The organism is Acinetobacter sp. WCHAc060042, assembly GCF_003231195.1.
GTDB lineage: Bacteria > Pseudomonadota > Gammaproteobacteria > Pseudomonadales > Moraxellaceae > Acinetobacter.
This window is the reverse complement of sequence record NZ_QKVN01000037.1, coordinates 1-15,708: the sequence shown is the minus strand read 5'-3', so window position 1 is coordinate 15,708 and position 15,708 is coordinate 1. Positions and strand designations below refer to the sequence as shown.

36 protein-coding genes are annotated in these 15,708 nt (G+C 42.1%); 17 read left to right on the top strand and 19 right to left on the bottom strand.

Going from position 1 to position 15,708, the window contains the following annotated elements; translation table 11 throughout:
- Positions 1-2: 2 nt before the first annotated feature.
- The 14 genes from DPG01_RS14615 to DPG01_RS14555 form a co-directional block, all read right to left on the bottom strand.
- Positions 3-647, bottom strand: a complete 645-nt coding sequence (locus tag DPG01_RS14615) for a putative metallopeptidase (RefSeq protein WP_110975598.1) — start codon at positions 645-647, stop codon at positions 3-5.
- Positions 644-1,138 carry a hypothetical protein gene (locus DPG01_RS14610; RefSeq protein ID WP_110975597.1) on the bottom strand — a complete coding sequence of 165 codons (495 nt, stop codon included), beginning with the start codon at positions 1,136-1,138 and terminating at the stop codon, positions 644-646. Before DPG01_RS14610 ends, DPG01_RS14615 begins: the two co-directional genes overlap by 4 nt.
- Before the next feature lie 23 nt (positions 1,139-1,161).
- A complete protein-coding gene (locus tag DPG01_RS14605; protein WP_110975596.1) occupies positions 1,162-1,473 on the bottom strand; it encodes a Gp49 family protein in 312 nt (103 codons plus the stop codon).
- Positions 1,474-1,509: 36 nt separating this feature from the next.
- A complete protein-coding gene (locus DPG01_RS14600) occupies positions 1,510-1,785 on the bottom strand; it encodes a hypothetical protein (protein ID WP_110975595.1) in 276 nt (91 codons plus the stop codon).
- Positions 1,778-1,951: a hypothetical protein gene (locus DPG01_RS18795; RefSeq protein WP_010116666.1), complete on the bottom strand. Its 174-nt coding sequence runs from the start codon at positions 1,949-1,951 to the stop codon at positions 1,778-1,780. The genes DPG01_RS14600 and DPG01_RS18795 overlap by 8 nt, the downstream gene beginning before the upstream one ends.
- Positions 1,952-1,961: 10 nt before the next feature.
- Positions 1,962-2,168: a hypothetical protein gene (locus tag DPG01_RS14595; RefSeq protein WP_228157010.1), complete on the bottom strand. Its 207-nt coding sequence runs from the start codon at positions 2,166-2,168 to the stop codon at positions 1,962-1,964.
- 814 nt (positions 2,169-2,982) lie between these two features.
- A complete protein-coding gene (locus DPG01_RS14585) occupies positions 2,983-3,531 on the bottom strand; it encodes a hypothetical protein (protein ID WP_110975620.1) in 549 nt (182 codons plus the stop codon).
- Positions 3,532-3,542: 11 nt separating this feature from the next.
- The gene (locus DPG01_RS14580) at positions 3,543-4,055 is read right to left on the bottom strand and encodes a RusA family crossover junction endodeoxyribonuclease (protein ID WP_110975594.1); all 513 of its coding nucleotides are present in this window, start codon (positions 4,053-4,055) and stop codon (positions 3,543-3,545) included.
- Entirely contained in the window at positions 4,048-4,299 is a 252-nt protein-coding gene (locus DPG01_RS14575; RefSeq protein WP_110975593.1) for a hypothetical protein, read from the bottom strand. Before DPG01_RS14575 ends, DPG01_RS14580 begins: the two co-directional genes overlap by 8 nt.
- Positions 4,292-4,456 (bottom strand): hypothetical protein, encoded by a 165-nt coding sequence (locus DPG01_RS18790; protein ID WP_171327430.1) that lies wholly within the window; start codon positions 4,454-4,456, stop codon positions 4,292-4,294. Before DPG01_RS18790 ends, DPG01_RS14575 begins: the two co-directional genes overlap by 8 nt.
- Complete coding sequence (locus DPG01_RS14570) at positions 4,453-4,881, bottom strand: hypothetical protein (RefSeq protein WP_110975592.1); 429 nt, start codon at positions 4,879-4,881, stop codon at positions 4,453-4,455. The genes DPG01_RS18790 and DPG01_RS14570 overlap by 4 nt, the downstream gene beginning before the upstream one ends.
- Positions 4,878-5,240 carry a hypothetical protein gene (locus DPG01_RS14565; protein ID WP_110975591.1) on the bottom strand — a complete coding sequence of 121 codons (363 nt, stop codon included), beginning with the start codon at positions 5,238-5,240 and terminating at the stop codon, positions 4,878-4,880. The genes DPG01_RS14570 and DPG01_RS14565 overlap by 4 nt, the downstream gene beginning before the upstream one ends.
- Positions 5,237-6,085: a hypothetical protein gene (locus DPG01_RS14560; protein WP_110975590.1), complete on the bottom strand. Its 849-nt coding sequence runs from the start codon at positions 6,083-6,085 to the stop codon at positions 5,237-5,239. The genes DPG01_RS14565 and DPG01_RS14560 overlap by 4 nt, the downstream gene beginning before the upstream one ends.
- The gene (locus DPG01_RS14555; RefSeq protein ID WP_110975589.1) at positions 6,078-6,878 is read right to left on the bottom strand and encodes a YdaU family protein; all 801 of its coding nucleotides are present in this window, start codon (positions 6,876-6,878) and stop codon (positions 6,078-6,080) included. The genes DPG01_RS14560 and DPG01_RS14555 overlap by 8 nt, the downstream gene beginning before the upstream one ends.
- A 77-nt stretch (positions 6,879-6,955) precedes the next feature.
- Between DPG01_RS14555 and DPG01_RS14550 the strand changes: the two genes are divergently transcribed.
- On the top strand, positions 6,956-7,162 hold the full coding sequence (locus DPG01_RS14550; RefSeq protein WP_110975588.1) for a hypothetical protein: 207 nt from the start codon (positions 6,956-6,958) through the stop codon (positions 7,160-7,162).
- 56 nt (positions 7,163-7,218) lie between these two features.
- Here the strand turns inward: DPG01_RS14550 and DPG01_RS14545 are convergent, their stop codons facing one another.
- Genes DPG01_RS14545 through DPG01_RS14530 form a run of 4 tightly spaced genes read right to left on the bottom strand, consistent with a single transcriptional unit; the run spans position 7,219 to position 9,025 of the window.
- Complete coding sequence (locus tag DPG01_RS14545; protein WP_110975587.1) at positions 7,219-7,554, bottom strand: hypothetical protein; 336 nt, start codon at positions 7,552-7,554, stop codon at positions 7,219-7,221.
- Positions 7,551-8,249: a phage antirepressor KilAC domain-containing protein gene (locus DPG01_RS14540; protein ID WP_110975586.1), complete on the bottom strand. Its 699-nt coding sequence runs from the start codon at positions 8,247-8,249 to the stop codon at positions 7,551-7,553. Before DPG01_RS14540 ends, DPG01_RS14545 begins: the two co-directional genes overlap by 4 nt.
- Before the next feature lie 50 nt (positions 8,250-8,299).
- Positions 8,300-8,764: a phage regulatory CII family protein gene (locus DPG01_RS14535; protein ID WP_104471652.1), complete on the bottom strand. Its 465-nt coding sequence runs from the start codon at positions 8,762-8,764 to the stop codon at positions 8,300-8,302.
- A 51-nt stretch (positions 8,765-8,815) separates the two neighbouring features.
- Positions 8,816-9,025 carry a Cro/CI family transcriptional regulator gene (locus tag DPG01_RS14530; protein ID WP_110975585.1) on the bottom strand — a complete coding sequence of 70 codons (210 nt, stop codon included), beginning with the start codon at positions 9,023-9,025 and terminating at the stop codon, positions 8,816-8,818.
- Positions 9,026-9,136: 111 nt separating this feature from the next.
- Here DPG01_RS14530 and DPG01_RS14525 point away from each other — a divergent pair, with 111 nt between their 5' ends.
- Positions 9,137-9,838, top strand: coding sequence for a helix-turn-helix domain-containing protein (locus DPG01_RS14525; protein WP_110975584.1), 702 nt, complete (start codon positions 9,137-9,139; stop codon positions 9,836-9,838).
- Positions 9,839-9,887: 49 nt separating this feature from the next.
- Complete coding sequence (locus tag DPG01_RS18940) at positions 9,888-10,412, top strand: hypothetical protein (RefSeq protein WP_228157009.1); 525 nt, start codon at positions 9,888-9,890, stop codon at positions 10,410-10,412.
- Positions 10,413-10,433: 21 nt separating this feature from the next.
- Here the strand turns inward: DPG01_RS18940 and DPG01_RS14515 are convergent, their stop codons facing one another.
- A complete protein-coding gene (locus DPG01_RS14515; protein WP_110975583.1) occupies positions 10,434-10,709 on the bottom strand; it encodes a hypothetical protein in 276 nt (91 codons plus the stop codon).
- A gap of 97 nt (positions 10,710-10,806) precedes the next feature.
- On the opposite strand from DPG01_RS14515, the gene DPG01_RS14510 reads away from it, so the two are divergent.
- From DPG01_RS14510 to DPG01_RS14450, 14 genes are all read left to right on the top strand, one after another.
- Entirely contained in the window at positions 10,807-11,154 is a 348-nt protein-coding gene (locus tag DPG01_RS14510) for a hypothetical protein (protein WP_110975582.1), read from the top strand.
- Positions 11,151-11,372: a hypothetical protein gene (locus DPG01_RS14505; RefSeq protein ID WP_110975581.1), complete on the top strand. Its 222-nt coding sequence runs from the start codon at positions 11,151-11,153 to the stop codon at positions 11,370-11,372. Before DPG01_RS14510 ends, DPG01_RS14505 begins: the two co-directional genes overlap by 4 nt.
- On the top strand, positions 11,369-11,746 hold the full coding sequence (locus DPG01_RS14500) for a hypothetical protein (protein ID WP_110975580.1): 378 nt from the start codon (positions 11,369-11,371) through the stop codon (positions 11,744-11,746). The genes DPG01_RS14505 and DPG01_RS14500 overlap by 4 nt, the downstream gene beginning before the upstream one ends.
- A gap of 4 nt (positions 11,747-11,750) precedes the next feature.
- Positions 11,751-12,632 carry a phage recombination protein Bet gene (gene bet, locus DPG01_RS14495; RefSeq protein ID WP_110975579.1) on the top strand — a complete coding sequence of 294 codons (882 nt, stop codon included), beginning with the start codon at positions 11,751-11,753 and terminating at the stop codon, positions 12,630-12,632.
- A complete protein-coding gene (locus tag DPG01_RS14490) occupies positions 12,613-13,230 on the top strand; it encodes a lambda exonuclease family protein (RefSeq protein WP_110975578.1) in 618 nt (205 codons plus the stop codon). Before bet ends, DPG01_RS14490 begins: the two co-directional genes overlap by 20 nt.
- A complete protein-coding gene (locus DPG01_RS14485; RefSeq protein WP_110975577.1) occupies positions 13,227-13,463 on the top strand; it encodes a hypothetical protein in 237 nt (78 codons plus the stop codon). The genes DPG01_RS14490 and DPG01_RS14485 overlap by 4 nt, the downstream gene beginning before the upstream one ends.
- Positions 13,463-13,747, top strand: coding sequence for a hypothetical protein (locus tag DPG01_RS14480; RefSeq protein ID WP_110975576.1), 285 nt, complete (start codon positions 13,463-13,465; stop codon positions 13,745-13,747). Before DPG01_RS14485 ends, DPG01_RS14480 begins: the two co-directional genes overlap by 1 nt.
- Positions 13,747-13,944, top strand: coding sequence for a hypothetical protein (locus DPG01_RS14475; RefSeq protein ID WP_110975575.1), 198 nt, complete (start codon positions 13,747-13,749; stop codon positions 13,942-13,944). The genes DPG01_RS14480 and DPG01_RS14475 overlap by 1 nt, the downstream gene beginning before the upstream one ends.
- Positions 13,945-14,022: 78 nt before the next feature.
- On the top strand, positions 14,023-14,340 hold the full coding sequence (locus DPG01_RS14470; protein ID WP_110975574.1) for a hypothetical protein: 318 nt from the start codon (positions 14,023-14,025) through the stop codon (positions 14,338-14,340).
- The gene (locus tag DPG01_RS18730) at positions 14,333-14,509 is read left to right on the top strand and encodes a hypothetical protein (RefSeq protein ID WP_162622347.1); all 177 of its coding nucleotides are present in this window, start codon (positions 14,333-14,335) and stop codon (positions 14,507-14,509) included. The genes DPG01_RS14470 and DPG01_RS18730 overlap by 8 nt, the downstream gene beginning before the upstream one ends.
- Entirely contained in the window at positions 14,502-14,819 is a 318-nt protein-coding gene (locus DPG01_RS14465) for a hypothetical protein (protein ID WP_110975573.1), read from the top strand. The genes DPG01_RS18730 and DPG01_RS14465 overlap by 8 nt, the downstream gene beginning before the upstream one ends.
- The gene (locus tag DPG01_RS14460; RefSeq protein ID WP_110975572.1) at positions 14,816-15,142 is read left to right on the top strand and encodes a hypothetical protein; all 327 of its coding nucleotides are present in this window, start codon (positions 14,816-14,818) and stop codon (positions 15,140-15,142) included. The genes DPG01_RS14465 and DPG01_RS14460 overlap by 4 nt, the downstream gene beginning before the upstream one ends.
- Entirely contained in the window at positions 15,129-15,458 is a 330-nt protein-coding gene (locus tag DPG01_RS14455; protein WP_110975571.1) for a hypothetical protein, read from the top strand. Before DPG01_RS14460 ends, DPG01_RS14455 begins: the two co-directional genes overlap by 14 nt.
- A partial coding sequence (locus tag DPG01_RS14450; RefSeq protein WP_110975570.1) for a pyocin activator PrtN family protein occupies positions 15,455-15,708 on the top strand: 254 nt, incomplete at its 3' end. The genes DPG01_RS14455 and DPG01_RS14450, both read left to right, overlap by 4 nt.

Genomic DNA, 15,708 nt, shown 5'->3' with positions numbered 1-15,708 from the left:
AATTAAGCCAACTTCAATAAACACGTACCGCATGCATGAGCAATATTAGCCCGAGATATAGTTGGACCATCATTTGCAAGCTCTACCATTTTTTGGACATCTGGTGATGCACCGTAACGCTGGACGACTCCGTGAAATTCTTCGACGTCATGGCCTTTCATTTTTAACTTAGGCTTGCCTGTCGTTGGGCTGATGTACATTTCACCATCCATGATTTCATAGCCAATATGGTAAAGCTCATGCTCAACTAAAGCACAAAAGTCAGAATCGCTACATGTTTCGGCATACCCTGCGTCCAGTGTGATGATGTATTTGGGTATATAACCAAACCATTGAACCATCTGAAGCTCTTGTCGCTTACGCTTCCAACCACCTGCCATAATTGCAACTTGCTCAGCCTGACCCAAGACAACATGCCCACCCTTTTCAAATGGTCGACTGGCCCACATAAAGCCAATCAAGTCCCGACTGTAGTAAGACAGGTGAATATGATCTGGGTTGCAGAGTTCGCCCTCTTCATCAATGAGTGTACTCCAGACCCAATCCTTTAAATCTTCATCGGGTCGGAAGTCATAAGGCATATCGTTGTGCATGCTCCAATCAAAATCAAACACACCTATATCTTTTGGTGGCATTGGCCGCTTCATTGGCTCACCTCCATCACATATTTAAGATCATCAGGACAAGTCAGCCTCACACCATCTTTCAAGCACCATATTTCAATATCAGTTAAGAATTCAGCCATCTGCTTTGTCGTGGCTTCGGTGATACTCATTCGATTCGAAACAAATTGCCTTAATGGCTCATAGCCCGGATTGCGCGATTCTCTTAAATCCCGAATGACCTTGAATGTCTCTGGATACTCACCAACATTGTCACGATTAAAAATGATCGACAGGTATTTGTATTTAAAGAATGCTGCCGATTCCTCTTTATCCAAACCGCGCTGCTTTCCATACTCAGTCATCCATAGCCAGTACAGTCTGCGTTGAGCATCCGAAAGCTTATCTTCCTTCTGATCAATCACCACCCTTAACGGCTTACCCTCATTAATCGCTTGAGTGTAATGGGTATGCATGTAGTTAATGGCTTTGGTTATATCCGCATGACTCTGGATAGGAAACACGGCTTTTTGCATTTCCTATCTCCAAACTAACCTAATTACACACTTGCAAATAATCGGTAGCCCTCAAGCTCCCAAAGTTTATTTTCTGCAACAGCTAAGGCATCTTTAGTTGAATATTCAATACCGATGTCTTCATTGAAATTTTCAGGATTTACCGATTTTGAAATTGCCGTGCCTAAATAAAATTTATCATCAAGCCAAGCAATTGCCAGTACGTGCGGAACAGGTGTCATGCATGTTGTTGTATGTACAACTACACGATCCATAAGAGCATCGATTTGATCTTTGGTCACACGCGGCGCAACGGCTTTTTCTTGAAGCTCTTGCTCAGTTACTGCTTTTGTCATTTTCTTCTCACAAAAAAAAGAGACTTTCGTCCCGGGTTAAAAAACTTCTTTGTCTGTTTGATTCAACATCCGATTAGTCTTCACCAACCACTGATCAAACATGGCTTCACTCTCTGCCCTATTACCTAATTCAAAACGGTCGAATGCAGCATGGCATTTAAAACAAAGTGGAATTGTGAACTCGTCACTGGCTTTAATTGATCTGCCCTTACCATGCTTTGCCGAATTACTGTGAGCCGCTTGTGAGTTTGGATTACCGCATCGAATACATGGCAACCTTCTGATTGCTGCTAATCGCTTTGAATCACGCATACAATGCTTCACGTAAATTCTTAATACGCTCTTTCAGCTTAATCATGATGCCGTCTATCGTTAGCATCTCTGCCCGCGTCAATCCCGATCTACTGAGATTTTGATACTTAGACAGCTCAGCACTGCAAAATTCTAAGTCTTGTTTCGCTTGTACTTTGTCTGTCATAAGAAAATCCTTATTTATGACCTAATCGACGCGCATTCAGCCGACGTTTCTTTTGACTAATACGATTTGGTTTTGATTTATATTTTGATGGCTGTGTTAAGCGCATAATTCTTGATAGCGCACTCAGGCTTTCACCTGCGCGGTTCAATTCATTTCCAAAAGCTATTGTACCCAGCGAGGCAAGAGCTACACCAAAACCTATTCGATCCATTCGCATATTCACCACCTATAAGAAAAGAAAAACCCCGCCAATAATGCATATTGAGCAGGGTCTTATGTGCCGTAATCCGTTCGGCTAAGTCACCGAAGTGGCGAGGGTCAATCAATCTCTTTCAAGCAATCCCGACACACTTTGATTTCTTCACCATCAATCGTGTAGTCGATCTCAGTCGCACCATGTAGACCGAATAGGCAAAGGAAAAATTGGAGCATGTGGATCTCCTTATGTGTGGAGCTCTATATGTGGAGCTAAATCCATTCCGATATTTGTAGTTTTAAAGGTATCGAATTCGAAAGGTTTAGAATCTGGCACGCCATGTAGGATTCGAACCCAGAACCATTGGTATATAAAACCCATGCTTTTTCCAGTTGAGCTAATGGCGCATTAAGAAAAGCCCTCTCCGCGGAGCCAGACGCTACTCATTAATCCATCATCTCGAAATGGGCTATCAATCTGACTTCTTAACTTTCGTTCTGTATAGGTCGGGTTGTCATCCCAGATCTAGTATTTCTCTTAGGCCCACTCAGTACGTGACGAAATCGCACTGGATTCAAACCAATTTATACGGCCGGTTTCTGCATCCCACCGTTTGCGCTTCTAGCCGATATACCAAATTCGTATAGCAGCGTCACAAATCCAAGTTGCCAAATGGCTGACGTTATTTCATAAGATCACCAGTGAGTCAGGTTTATAGAATCTCAGGCATTAAAAAAGCCCATCAAATGATGAGCTTAATTTAGCCATGGTCAAAAACTGCGTAATACGACCAGTATAGTGAAACTATACCTTGGTTTCCGAAATAATGGAATCCCTATGCTCGCATTTCTTTGTAAGTATTTTTCTTATACTTCTGAATAGCTTGAGATGCCTCATCAATCGCAGACTCAAGTGCTAAACTCATTAGGTTTTCGTATGGCTTCCACGTCTTGCGGTAAATCTCAACCTGCATCTGCATCGAATTAATCCCCGCATAATACAATCGCCCTTGTGCTGTAAAATTCCCCTCCAACTCGGGATTTAATGAGAAGTCAATTACCATACGTGCAATCAAGTATGCCAAGTGATTCATGGTGATATGCTCAGGCTCGCGCTTTTTATCATCCTTAGCATTCACCAACATGATCTTAACTAGATGATTACGCACATACTCATAATCACTTTCACACTTCCCATCAAATACAATAAGCGCTGTAACTGACTTTGCGAGCTGCGTCTCCATGCTCGCAATCGCACCCAAGCGATCTTCATAATTCAAAGGCTTTTCCCCAGTGCCATGTGCTTGTGGTTCAAAGTTTGGCGACTTAGCTGTAATACCATGAGTCAACCATTCAAATTGTTCAAATTTATCTACTGCATTCATCCCATCCACCCTCAAACCCTTAACTTTTCAACTTGAATAATCAACTTCCCACCTTTTTCTGATGGCAACCGCTTTACGAGCAATTCATCCACCTGAGAATCATCCAGAATTAACCCACCTTTTGACAAAGCGTCAAAGCAAGGCTTTACGATGTTATCGATGTCGCGTATTTTCGCATCAGGTGGCGCGTATTCGATCTTTACCCGAACTCTGCCCTGATACCCTGCTGGCTCAATAAAACGCTTCATAACGTCAATAAAGTGGATTGCACGCTTACTCAATCGATTGGTCTTATTCGCCCCACGAATCCAGTAGTGATTCACCGAAGGAGGTGTGATTAAAACTTCACACCAAAGCAATTCATCATTCATCACACCAAACCCTTTTCCTTCGACCAGATGAGCTGGAACCTTTGGCATTGGATCTGGATTGGATTTCTTTTTCCCCGACTTGGCTGTTGCGCCAAATCGAGGGCCAATACCTGCTTTTCGTGCCTGTGCTGCGGTGATACGGAGATTAGTCATTGTCACCTCGCAGAACCTTAACCACTGAGGCGATAGTTTCATCCCAAGGCGCAGTTGGGTATTCCAAATCTTCAAGCGCTTCATCAATCCGATTTTGCAACTCATCCACTTTGGCTTGTTGGTGCCGCCACATTTTGTAATCTTCCGAGTACAAATCTTCCACGCTTTGATCTGGATAAATCCGCCTTTGGCGCTCATAGTCACGCGGGTAATTCAGCTTGATATATTCTTCAAACTCACTCATTCCAATCACTCCAATCCCCACGAATTAAATCTTCATGCAACTTGCTTTCTTCATCTGCTGCTCGATGCATCGCTTCAAGTTGCTCTAGCAGCAATTCCTTTTCTTGCAAGTCAGTCGTTTTATTGATCTGATCTTTTAATTCCGCAAATCCTGTCATGCTATTCGCTCCTTTCTAATACGTTCTGCTCTGCGTAGCGATGAAGCCTTGTTGCATGAGAAACAACTTCTTGTGCTTGTATACCGAAGCGTTGAACCACAAGTGACACACGCTGTTCCGTTAAAGTGTTTTAAGCCTTTCTCTTGCGCTTCTCTCCAAGCAATCACGCTTGGGTTGTTACTCAATGCTCTAGCTTGAGCAACCGATGCAGACATGATTGATCGCATTTTTTGAGTTGGTTTAAGCTCATCGCTTAATCCTGAATAACCGCGTGGCAAAGTCTCTACCTTTCCACCATTTCTTAAGAAAGCCTCAAGGTCACTATCAAGCTGCTCACGTAGACTGCGCTTAGCTTCAAGCTGAGCATGAGTTGTATTTCGACCTGCTTGTACTGATTCAATTCTTTGTTGAAGGATTTCGTTCATGCTGCACCCGCCTTGCCAACCATAAAACTTGGTGGAGTAGGTAGCGATTGTTCTATTGGTCGCCACAGGTGTAAGCAATACGGATGGTTGTTCACATAGTCGCTTTTAGGTGGGTGATACTGAATTACGCAGTCATCTTCACTCCAAAATAAGGACTTGATGAAACACATTTCTTCCCAAGTTGGACAGCGTGACGGAAGCGAAACACTGACATGCTCCCAACCCATTTGATCGCTAGCAATGACAGTGAAAACACATTTCTTGGTCTTCACCCAAAATGCACCATTGTTTCCGTAGCTCTCATTGCTCGCCAATGGTCCTGATTTAATTCTGTATTTCTCTGGAACAGTAAAACTCACACCCCACCCCCTACTTGCTTATCCATAAAACGCACCGCATTCGGCAATTGCTTTTGCTCAGCTCGTAGTGCCGCTTTGTATTCCTCGAAGTTGTCAAACGGATCAATATGCTCGTCCTCGATTGACTCCCACGGTTGCGGCTCTTTGTGTTCTTCCGCCATTCTGTTAATCGGATTGCGCTTAATCAGTGGTCCAAGTTTTGCCAGTGCTTCTTGAGCTATCGTTTTATATCGCTCAGATTCGCTCAGTTGCTCCAATTTGGTCTGTTTATGCTCTAGCAGTGCAGTTGCATCGGGTACAGTTAAAAAGCCGTCTACAGTCGCCTGATTGATCGCTGCAATCTGCTGATCTTTGTCTGTACCAAGCGAAGTCACATAAATCGGCTTCAAACCTTGGTCTTTAGCTTGAGTAACAAGGCGGTCATAAGCATCACAAAAGATTTTCTTGGCTTCAGCACGTTGGTATTTATCACCAGTCTTAACCAAGTCTTCACAACGACTGAATGCTTGAGCCATTTGTTCAGTCCAGATCACTGTTAATTCCTGACCATCAAAGCCAATCGACTTTTCAGCAATCGCCCATGCTTCATGTGAGCCAAGCCAATCATCGGTCTTTGGTTCGCACCAAGAACGGAATTCAGGGATGGTTGGTGGCCATTGTTCATGCTTCATGCGATTCACACCGCGAGCAAAGTCTTCAACTGTTAAGCCTTGGTATGCGTCGACCATGGCTTGCTTTAGTTCTTCAACATCAACACCAACCCACTGATCCGCAAACTTCTTGCCGTAGTTGATACGCATTTTTGAAATCAAACGCGTAGCATCATCTTTGGTGAACTCACGCATGACCCACCTCCTCAATCAGTACCGACTTTTTTGGCGTTACATCGCGCTCACCAAATGCTTCACGTTCAGCCTGTCTCCAACGATCCATTTCAGATGCAGTGCGTTGTTGAGAGGTTTGGTATTGCTCATTTTGTTTTTGAGGTTGATCTTGATTACGCATAATCCATTGAACAAATTTGACTAGCGCTTTGTTGTCAGCCATAGGTTGATTTGCGTAGTACAGCTCGAACTGTGGTTGCAGTTGGTCAATATATTTCTGGTCAACTGGTTTACGGCCTGACTTCAATAAATTGGCATTCACATAATCAATGTCGAACGTATATATATATTGGTTACTGGTTAATGGTTCATGGTTATTGGTTAATGGTTTATGGTTTATGGTTGCCTTTTGATTGGGTTTTGAATTTGCGTCTTTTTCTAACCTAATTGAAACCGAACCAAAACCCACTGGGTTATTTTCGGTTTTATTTTTACGAGGTCGGCCACCTTTGGCACCATTGGTGCGATTTTTATCCGAGTTGGCGTGGTACGCATTAATCTCTTTTTCCACACGACCATTCACCCACCCTTTTTCAGTTAAGGTGAAAAATTCATCCAAAATATTCTGAACGGCTTCTTTTTCTTCCTGGGTACGCGCACCACATAAACGACACACTTTTGCCACTTCAATTGGCAAAGGTTGCTCATTCATGTAGCAAGTTTCCATGAGGTACTGGTACACACCATGGTGCAGTAAATCCAAATGAGCGGTTGCAGATCGGTAGTCACCAATATGTTTTTGGTAGTAATACATTACAGACCTCGCACTAATTGAAAATCGCAACAAAATCCAGTAGATTTATCAGCTAAATTATTAATAGGATTAGAAAAATGACGCTTATACCAAAACAAAACGCCATTGATGTGTATGCCGATGAAACCAAACCATCTGTGTATATTTTTGAGGAAAATGGTCATTACAACGAAAGAGATGGTGAGTTTTCCGATACTATTATTGAAATTAGCTCTGTTCATATTGATGCTGTAATTGAAGCTCTTCAGCGTGCAAAACAGGAAATTTTGAACAGGAATAAGTAGGGTTTTACGCCCTGCTTTTTTTGCATAATCACCTATGTTGCGTTTGTAGTAATGCATTAGATATACCCCGCCGACTTCAAATATTTGCGATGTTCTCTTGACGCTTTATCAACCCCAAGGTATTCAGCAAAAGAACAACCTAAATCAGCATTAAGGTATTCTTGATACCGCTTTTGCCCTGCGGTTAATTTGCGCACTTTGCCTATTTCGAGGTATTCAACATTCCATGTTGGGTGATAGATGTCTTTTTGGTTTGCTTTGTGCGAATCTAGATTGACTTCAATGTAGCCATTTTTAGCACCAACAATTACACCGTGTTCACCATCAACAATGACACGACGACCAACACAGGCATTTACGCCATAGGATTTATTGATATATTCGAAGCTCATGCTGCTACCTCTTTCTCTAACCACTTCGCAATGCGAGTAATCAATTTTTGAGTGAGTTTTACCTGTGTGAATACCTTTTCACCCGATTCAGTTAAGCGAGGCGCGGAAGTCACAACATGCACAAGCTTCTGATCTATAGATTTTTGATAAGCTTGAATTTTTGAATATTGATCACGGTAAACAACCTTGTGGTCAATCAAGTATTGAGTAAGTTGGTTTTGACCAATCTTGAGAACTTTTGCAGATTCGCGGATACCCAGTACATTGGTGCAATCGGCAATGCGATCTAGACCTTTGGCTTTTGGTTCAAGTGCTGCTACTTTTTGAGTAAGCTCAATATTAAGTTTGGCTTGCACTTCGATTGCCTGAAGCAGGTGTGCTGGGTTTGTGATGTCGAATTGTCTTTGCTTTAGTACAGCCAAAACATTTTTTCGAACTGATTTTGATTCACGCATGCCAATCAAGGTGCATTGATCAATATTTAAATTGAAACCTTGAGATGTTGTGCCATTAGGATTTCTTACTACGAAAGTTTCGTAGTACTCCCCTTCAAGCTCATCAGCAATACGATTATTAAAATCATTTAGACGAACAGGCTTTTCATTGAATTCCTTTCGCGCCTGATTAATAACTTCCAACAATTCAATGTTGGACATAGTGTTTTGATTATGATTAAATTGTGTCATCATATTCATGTTTACTTTCCTGTCAGTTAGTGAACAACCGAAAAGCCTGACCTCGACCGTCAGGCTTTTTCTGTTTCTGGGTTATCAATACAAGCTTGGATTTGTTTATCCAGCTCAGCCAAAGCAACATGCATCTGGTGAATCACCTTTGACATGTCTTGCACTTCACCTTTCGTGATACGGCCATCCGCCATGATTTCGCGGAACAGGCTCATCACATCACCGCCCTTCATACCAATGCACAGCACTTTGTCAGTCAGTGACATGTCACGGCATTCAGGAATTTCAGGTAGATCAATTGCAACTTTTTCATGTTCAGCAGATAGAGCATGCAAAATGCGGAAATCACCAGTTAAAGCCATAAGCTTTGAAGCCTCGGCCAGTGTTAAGTGGTGAGTTTCAGTATTTGGATTTACTTTGCTGTTAAGCACAGCTGGGCTTTTGATTCCCATGCGTGCGGCTAGAGCTGAAGCGCCACCCGGGTAATCATGAACTGTGTTGTACGCTGCATCCGTTATGTTCATTTAAGGTTCCTTTGAACGTGGTTGTTTAAATTCAAATGCTTAATAATTGGTTTAAGCGGTTAAAAGCGATTGCGCGGGAGTTTCTCGAACAATCCTGTAGGAAATTCCAGGTATAACAGCCATGATTTTTCCAACAGAAGGATCGGGAACGTATTCACCCCATTGATTAATCGCCTGAGGGGTAATGCCAATTTCTTCAGCTAGGCGCGATGCATTTTTAAAATGATCAAGAGCGTCGCTGGTTTTGATAAGTACTCTCATGCCTAATCTCGAAAGTATGCTTTATTATTAAAGTGTACTTTAATACATTTATGCAAGCAAGCTTTATTAATATTGTTGTAAGCTGGCTTTAAATTTAAAGTGAATTTTAATATGAGTACTCTTGAGGATCGGATTAATCAGGCCATAAATCACTACGTGTCCAAAAACAACCTTAAGAAGCTGGACAGAACGGCCATGGCTAAGTATTGCGGGGTATCTGTAGCCGCTGTGGGTCAATGGATTAATGGAAAAACACACTCACTTGACAGCCTGACTAACGCAAAGGCTGCCCAATATCTAGGTATTAATCCTCACTGGTTAGCTGGTGATACCAAACATGGAATGCTAGATGCATCAAGTGATCATAAACTTGATAACAATATCGATTTAACGCAAAAAATTAATATAGAAGGACGCCCTGTTCCTGTTATCTCTTGGGTGGCTGCTGGATCATTCGGCCCGATAGCAACAGTCTTAAAGGATGCTGAAGTTGATGAATACCTGCCGCCAATCAAAGAGTGTGGAAAAAACGGCTATGGATTAGTGGTGACTGGTATCTCAATGTCTCCAAAGTTTGAACCTGAAGACCGTATTTATGTAAATCCAGACTTTCAAGTTAGTGATTTGAAGACTGGGGATTTGGTTATTGTTTCCTGCGCTGGAGACAATGAGGCCACCTTTAAGCAGCTCATTGTTGAAGGCACAACCAAGTATCTGAAGCCATTAAACCCGAAGTGGGATGAGCAGATAATCAAACTGACAGAAGATTGCCGCTTGGTTGGAAAGGTTGTTGGTTTGTACAGAAAAATTTAAGAAATAAAAAGCCGCTATATGCGGCTTAGGTGTTTTATAGGGGTGATAATTGAAAAAAGAAGATGAGCAAAATAAGGGTGTTGAAAAGCTTGGTCCATTAACTCTTGAGCTCGCTAAGAAGTTGAGCGAGCAAATGGAAAAGGATGAAGATGGCTTTAATGAGCTACAGCGGTTAAATCTTGAAAGAACCAGACAACTTGAAGAGCTTGCAAAACACAGCAAAGGGCCGCGAGCTGATGAATACTGGCAGCCACAACCAGAAGTTATCAAGCCTCATCCCTATCAGATAAAAGATGAATACGCCGAGCTTTCTAAAGGCTTAAAGCCTGTAGATTTTAATTTTTTAGAACTAAAATTAAATCAAATTAAAGAGCTACCAACAGATGAATTACTTAAACTTTTAAGCGGTGAGAGTCATAGTGGATTGATACGCGAATCCACCATTCAGCTCATTAGTAATGAAATTCTAAGCAGGCAAATAAAAGAGGCTAGCAAGCCACATTGGACTGTTTATTTGGGTGTGGTACTAGCCTTCATTGCGGCAATAACAGGCATCATTCAGTTAATAAAATAAAGAAAGTAATTATCTTATATTTTATTTCTTGCTGTCTGGAAGAAGCTCTTTAATGTGGAAACCAAAAAGGATTGCTCCCAGCCAAAGAGTAAAAACAGAGATGTAGGTCAGCAAATCAAAGAGAAAAATATATGCAATCAGGGCCACAGTCTGAAAGAAAAAAGCCAGCCCTAAGCAGATTCTGCTCATAATAAACTCCAAACAACCCATCCCTGTGATGGGTTTTCTTTTGTCTATTAAAACATAAATTAAAGCAAAGTTTAAAAATAATATTAAAGTGCGCTTTACACAACCCATTTATTAAAGTATGCTTTAATCATCAAGTAAAAAAAGCCCCAGCGTTGCGGTAACAACCTGGAGCATGACCCACAACAAACCTGTGAGTGAGATAAGTATGACAACTAAATCCAATATTCTCAAGTCTGCATTCATTGCAGCATCAATCAGCGCGGGGATAGCGGTAGCTTACGCTTTCCAGCCTGCCAAGGTTGCTGATGATAATCCTCAAGTGGTTATCACGGCTCAAAAATATGAAGTGCTTAACCGTACTTGCAGTGAGACCTGTATCGCTACTGTCAAAGCCAACGATTACAACATTTATGTCGAGTATGCGTTAGATGGCGGCTCAGTGGAGTTCCTAGACATCCTCAACGTGGTTCGCCATGACAAGACTGTGAATGCTTATGTTGATCGTTATGAAATTCAAAAAATTAATGCTGCGATTGTAGGTGGTGTGAAGTGAGTAAAAACCCTATCAAGGTCATGTCGTCGATCCTGACTGGCCGAATTTATGCAGGTCGAGTTAACCCAAAAAACCAAATGTTTATTGGCGAAAAAGATGATGTGACTGATACCGCTGTTAGTGCTGTGGCTCAACACCTTTTAAAAGAAGAAATTTGTTTGCAGTTTGAGGTTAAGGGCAAAACATATCGATTGGAAGTTCGGGAGGTGGAATCATGAACACTCAAACTAAACCTGAATTGTTTGCTCCGTGTTTTCCAATGCTTTCAATCAAAAAGTCAGGTATTGAAGTTGATGCGGACAATGTGCAGTTCTCTTTCGTTGTTGGCAACCAATCCATTGACTGTGAAATCAAAGCGGTTGAATTGACTGATTCAATGTGCGTGGAGCAGCAATTTCACCCTGAGTCTGGCCGTGATGTGGATTACACCAAGCTTGAAGTAGACAGCAAGACTTTGGCTTTGGTCACTCGGTCTGACTTTGAAGAAACACCGACTGGCTTGCATTTCATTTTGACTGAATCTCAGGTTTATGCACTGAATGAGTGGCTGGAAGCAGATGCGGTTGAAAAATTTGAAATGGCACAAGGATAAGAATATGAATGCAGTAGCTCAAGTTGAAAGCCAATTAGGCTTATCAATCAAAGATTATGACCTTGATGAGTCGATGTGGTCTGCCCTTACATCTTCGATCTTTCCAGGTGCAAAACCTGAGTCGATCATCATGGCGGTTGAGTATGCGAAAGCACGTAATCTCGACATCATGAAGAAGCCTTGCCATATCGTACCAATGAGTGTGAAGGATTCTAAAACAGGTCAATCACAATGGCGTGATGTGATTATGCCATCCATTACTGAACATCGAATTACCGCAACACGTACCAATCAGTATGCGGGTCAAGATGCACCAGTATTTGGCCCGATGGTTGATATTAAGTTTGGCAATGTTGTGCACACGGTTCCAGAGTCATGCACCGTGACTGTGTACCGGATCATCCACGGTGACAAGGTTCCGTTCTGTCACACCGAATATTTTGAAGAAGCATGCGCCACTGTTAAGGATGGCGGCCTGAACTCAATGTGGACGAAGCGCAAGCGCGGCCAATTAGCTAAATGTGCTGAAGCTGGTGCTTTGCGCAAAGCCTTTCCAGAGGAAATCGGAAACGAATACACCGTCGAAGAAATGCAGGGCAAGGAAATTACGGTCGGCGGATCTGAGCTGTTTACTGACACTCAAAAAGCAATTGGGAGTTCGGTGCCTACTGACTATCAAGAGTTTGAGGATGAGTTTTTACCTCATCTTCAAAATGAGGCGCAATACGGATCAAATCGACTTCAGGAGGCTTATATCGCCCTACCTAAAGGTGATTGTAAAAAACACTTCTGGACTACTCACTCAGCAGGTCTTAAGCAAATCGCAGAGCTTGCAGATCAAGCCCTATCACACCAAGGAGAAACCTATGACCATTCTCCAGCGTAGTGAAGGTTGGTTTGCAGATCGCTGTGGCAAAGTGACTGCAAGCCGCATTAAAGACATTGGTGCAAAACCTGTTAAGGGTAAGAAATACAACGCCCTAACATTAACAATTCTTTCTGAGCGCCTTACTGGCGTTCAGGAGGAAACCAAAACCAATAGCCTGATGCAATGGGGTATTGATCAGGAACCTTATGCAATTGCTGCGTATGAAAATGAGACTGGTAATTTTGTGATTGGCACAGGTCTGATTGATCACCCAGTTATCAAAATGAGTGGCGCTAGTCCTGATGGGTTGGTGGATAAAGATGGTCAAATTGAGGCTAAATGCCCAAGCTCGCAGACTCATTTAAATACCATTCTAACCAAAGAAGTACCTGCTGAATATGTGCCACAGATTACTTGGCAATTGGCTTGTACGCGCCGAGCGTGGTGCGACTTTGTGAGCTATGACCCTCGCCTGCCTGAGCATTTGCAATTAGTGGTTATTCGGGTGAATGCGGAGGATTTAGATATTGCAGGTATTGAGCAGTCAGTGATTCGGTTTAATCAAAAAATTGATCAGATCATTGCTGAGTTAAATCCAGTTGAGGTGGCAGCATGAAAAAATTAACTCGTGTCCACCCCCTTATGAGCGAAGCCTTCATTATCTGGCTTGTCCGCATTGGCTATCGTGGTGTGCGACATAGCTCAGGTGACACGCATTTTTATTGTGAGGTGGTGAATAAGAACTTTCCTCGCGGCGTGGTCATTATGGCGAACGGGAAGCTAAATAAGATTTCCGTGCGCTTGTTTGAAGAATTTAAGGGGCATGACCCGTTTAATGAGGTGGCGTGATGGGCATTCATATCAACAGACCTCGATTTAACGCCAAAAGAATAGTTCGATTTAAATGCCCTGATTGCAAGAAAAATAGTCGAGCCATTGAATTTTTTCAACATTATCGCGGATGGGATTCAACTTGCATGAATTGCGGTAGGCAGTGGTGTGATGGCGAATGGATGTCTTTAGGTTTTTATCGTGGCGTGCGGAAAGAGAATATCAATGCAGCTAAGCAGTTATGGCGAAAACTACAAGATATTGGCAGCAAAATAACATTTGAAGAATTTGAGGTGGCGTGATGGAAGTGCATGAGAAACGAATTCTACTTGAGGCTATTGAGATTTTAGTAAAGCGCCCAGCTCAAGCTGATGAAACAACATTAGGTAATGCAATTGGTTATTTCACAAAGCTTGTGGAAGATTTAACTCAAGGTCAAATAACCTTGCTTCCAGTGCAAAAACAGCAATTAAAAAACGCTATTGAAGAAATAGCTTAATAAAGATTTAGAGCAATTATTTGCGCAATTTCAACCATAAATCTGGATTTTGCGCAGATGTTTGCTCAGGAGAATGTGATGGAAATTCAGAAAGAAAGAGAAGCGTTTGATGCGTATTTCAAGGAAAAATACCCTGAATTATACAAGGATGTTTTTGACGAGGATGGTGATGATCGAGCAATTATTGGCTATTCATTTGCTTGGTCAGCATGGCAAGCCAAAGCGCAAGCGGTGCCTAAGGGGTTTGTTTTGGTAAATGTAGAGTCTTTAGCACTTCACGCCCAAAGCATTCGCATGTTTAACAATAGTGATGAGGAAGATGATTATTACGAAATTGAAAATCACGTCTGCGCTATTGAAGCCATGATCGAAGCACAGGAGCCAACCAATGATTGAAGCAAAATTAAAATTCGTAGGTAATAAAATGTTTTGTAATGGATTTGAGATATCCCAGAGCGCATATGGCTGGCATGTCTTAAATACAGATGGTGGATTGGCGATTGGTGTTTCAGATATTGAAGATGCGGTGAATTTTTGTATAAAGAAGGAGCCAGCCAATGACTGAAATTCAACAAACAAACATTGCTGTGGCTAACTTCATTATTGGTGAGTTGCACAAGGACAAGCCTTTCAACTTGGTTTTGGATACTGGTGAAACGGGTGCTTTGTACCATATTGCGAGCGAGTCACATCACTTGCACAGTAACTTTGTGCGAAAACTGGAAGCAACTTTAAAACAGCGCGTAAACAATGGCACAGGCGTTATTTTGGAAGTGAGTGATTTAAATGCTGATCTGTATTACCACATGCTTTCATCATATATCGCGGAGTTTGATCAGTATGGCGTGGTGAAGGCTTTGGGAGAGGTGTCATGAATGATGCGGTGAAATACTTTCAGAAGAATGGATTTCAAAGATCAAAAGAACTGGTTGAGATGGGATTTGGTTTTTGCAGTCTTGAGGGTGGGCTTTCATTTCATACCGAGCAGCTGAAGCAACTGGTTGAAAGTCATGAGTTGATTGAAAAGCATCACAGACTAAATGGTGCAAGGAATACACTAAAGCTCTTGGAGTCGAGTTTAAATATCGGCTTGTATCATGGGATTGAAGGAGTTGAAGCGACTACCGAAGTACCAAGGTTAAAACAAGCCATCGCAGATGTGGAAAGTTGTATGGAGGTGGGTCGTGAATCTAATTGAACAGTTGGGCGGGTATGAAACTACTAAGGCTGAATTAGAATTTTTAAAAAATTCTGGAAATTTTGTTAAGCCTATAGCAGACGACCTTGAAAGCACCCTCTTAGAATACCGCCGCGCTCACAACATATTTGAGATGGGTGATTACATTATTCACGATGGTGAGTTGAAGGTTTTTGCAATGTGGTCAAATGCTATTGATGGGTGCGCTTATATTGGTTATGCGTATGCGGAAGATGGAGAGATGGCTCATAAGGACGAGTTTCGACACGCCGGCGATGAAGAAATCAAAGCGGGCAAAAGATTGGAGGTGTTATGATGGGGGCATTACAGTTTTCAACTTACGATTACTTATTTTTAAAACATCGCTCTGTTGTAGTGAAGTTGCTTGATATTGCGGATGAATACTATCCATCCCTAAAAAAAGCAACTGTGCATCAGATGGCGACTGAAAATAAGTTTCCCTTTCCGGTGTTCAAGCTGGATCAGAAGAGTCGTACAGCGCCATATTTCGTAAATTTAAGAGATCTGGCAGATGCGCTAGACAAAGAACATCAAAGCGCATCAAA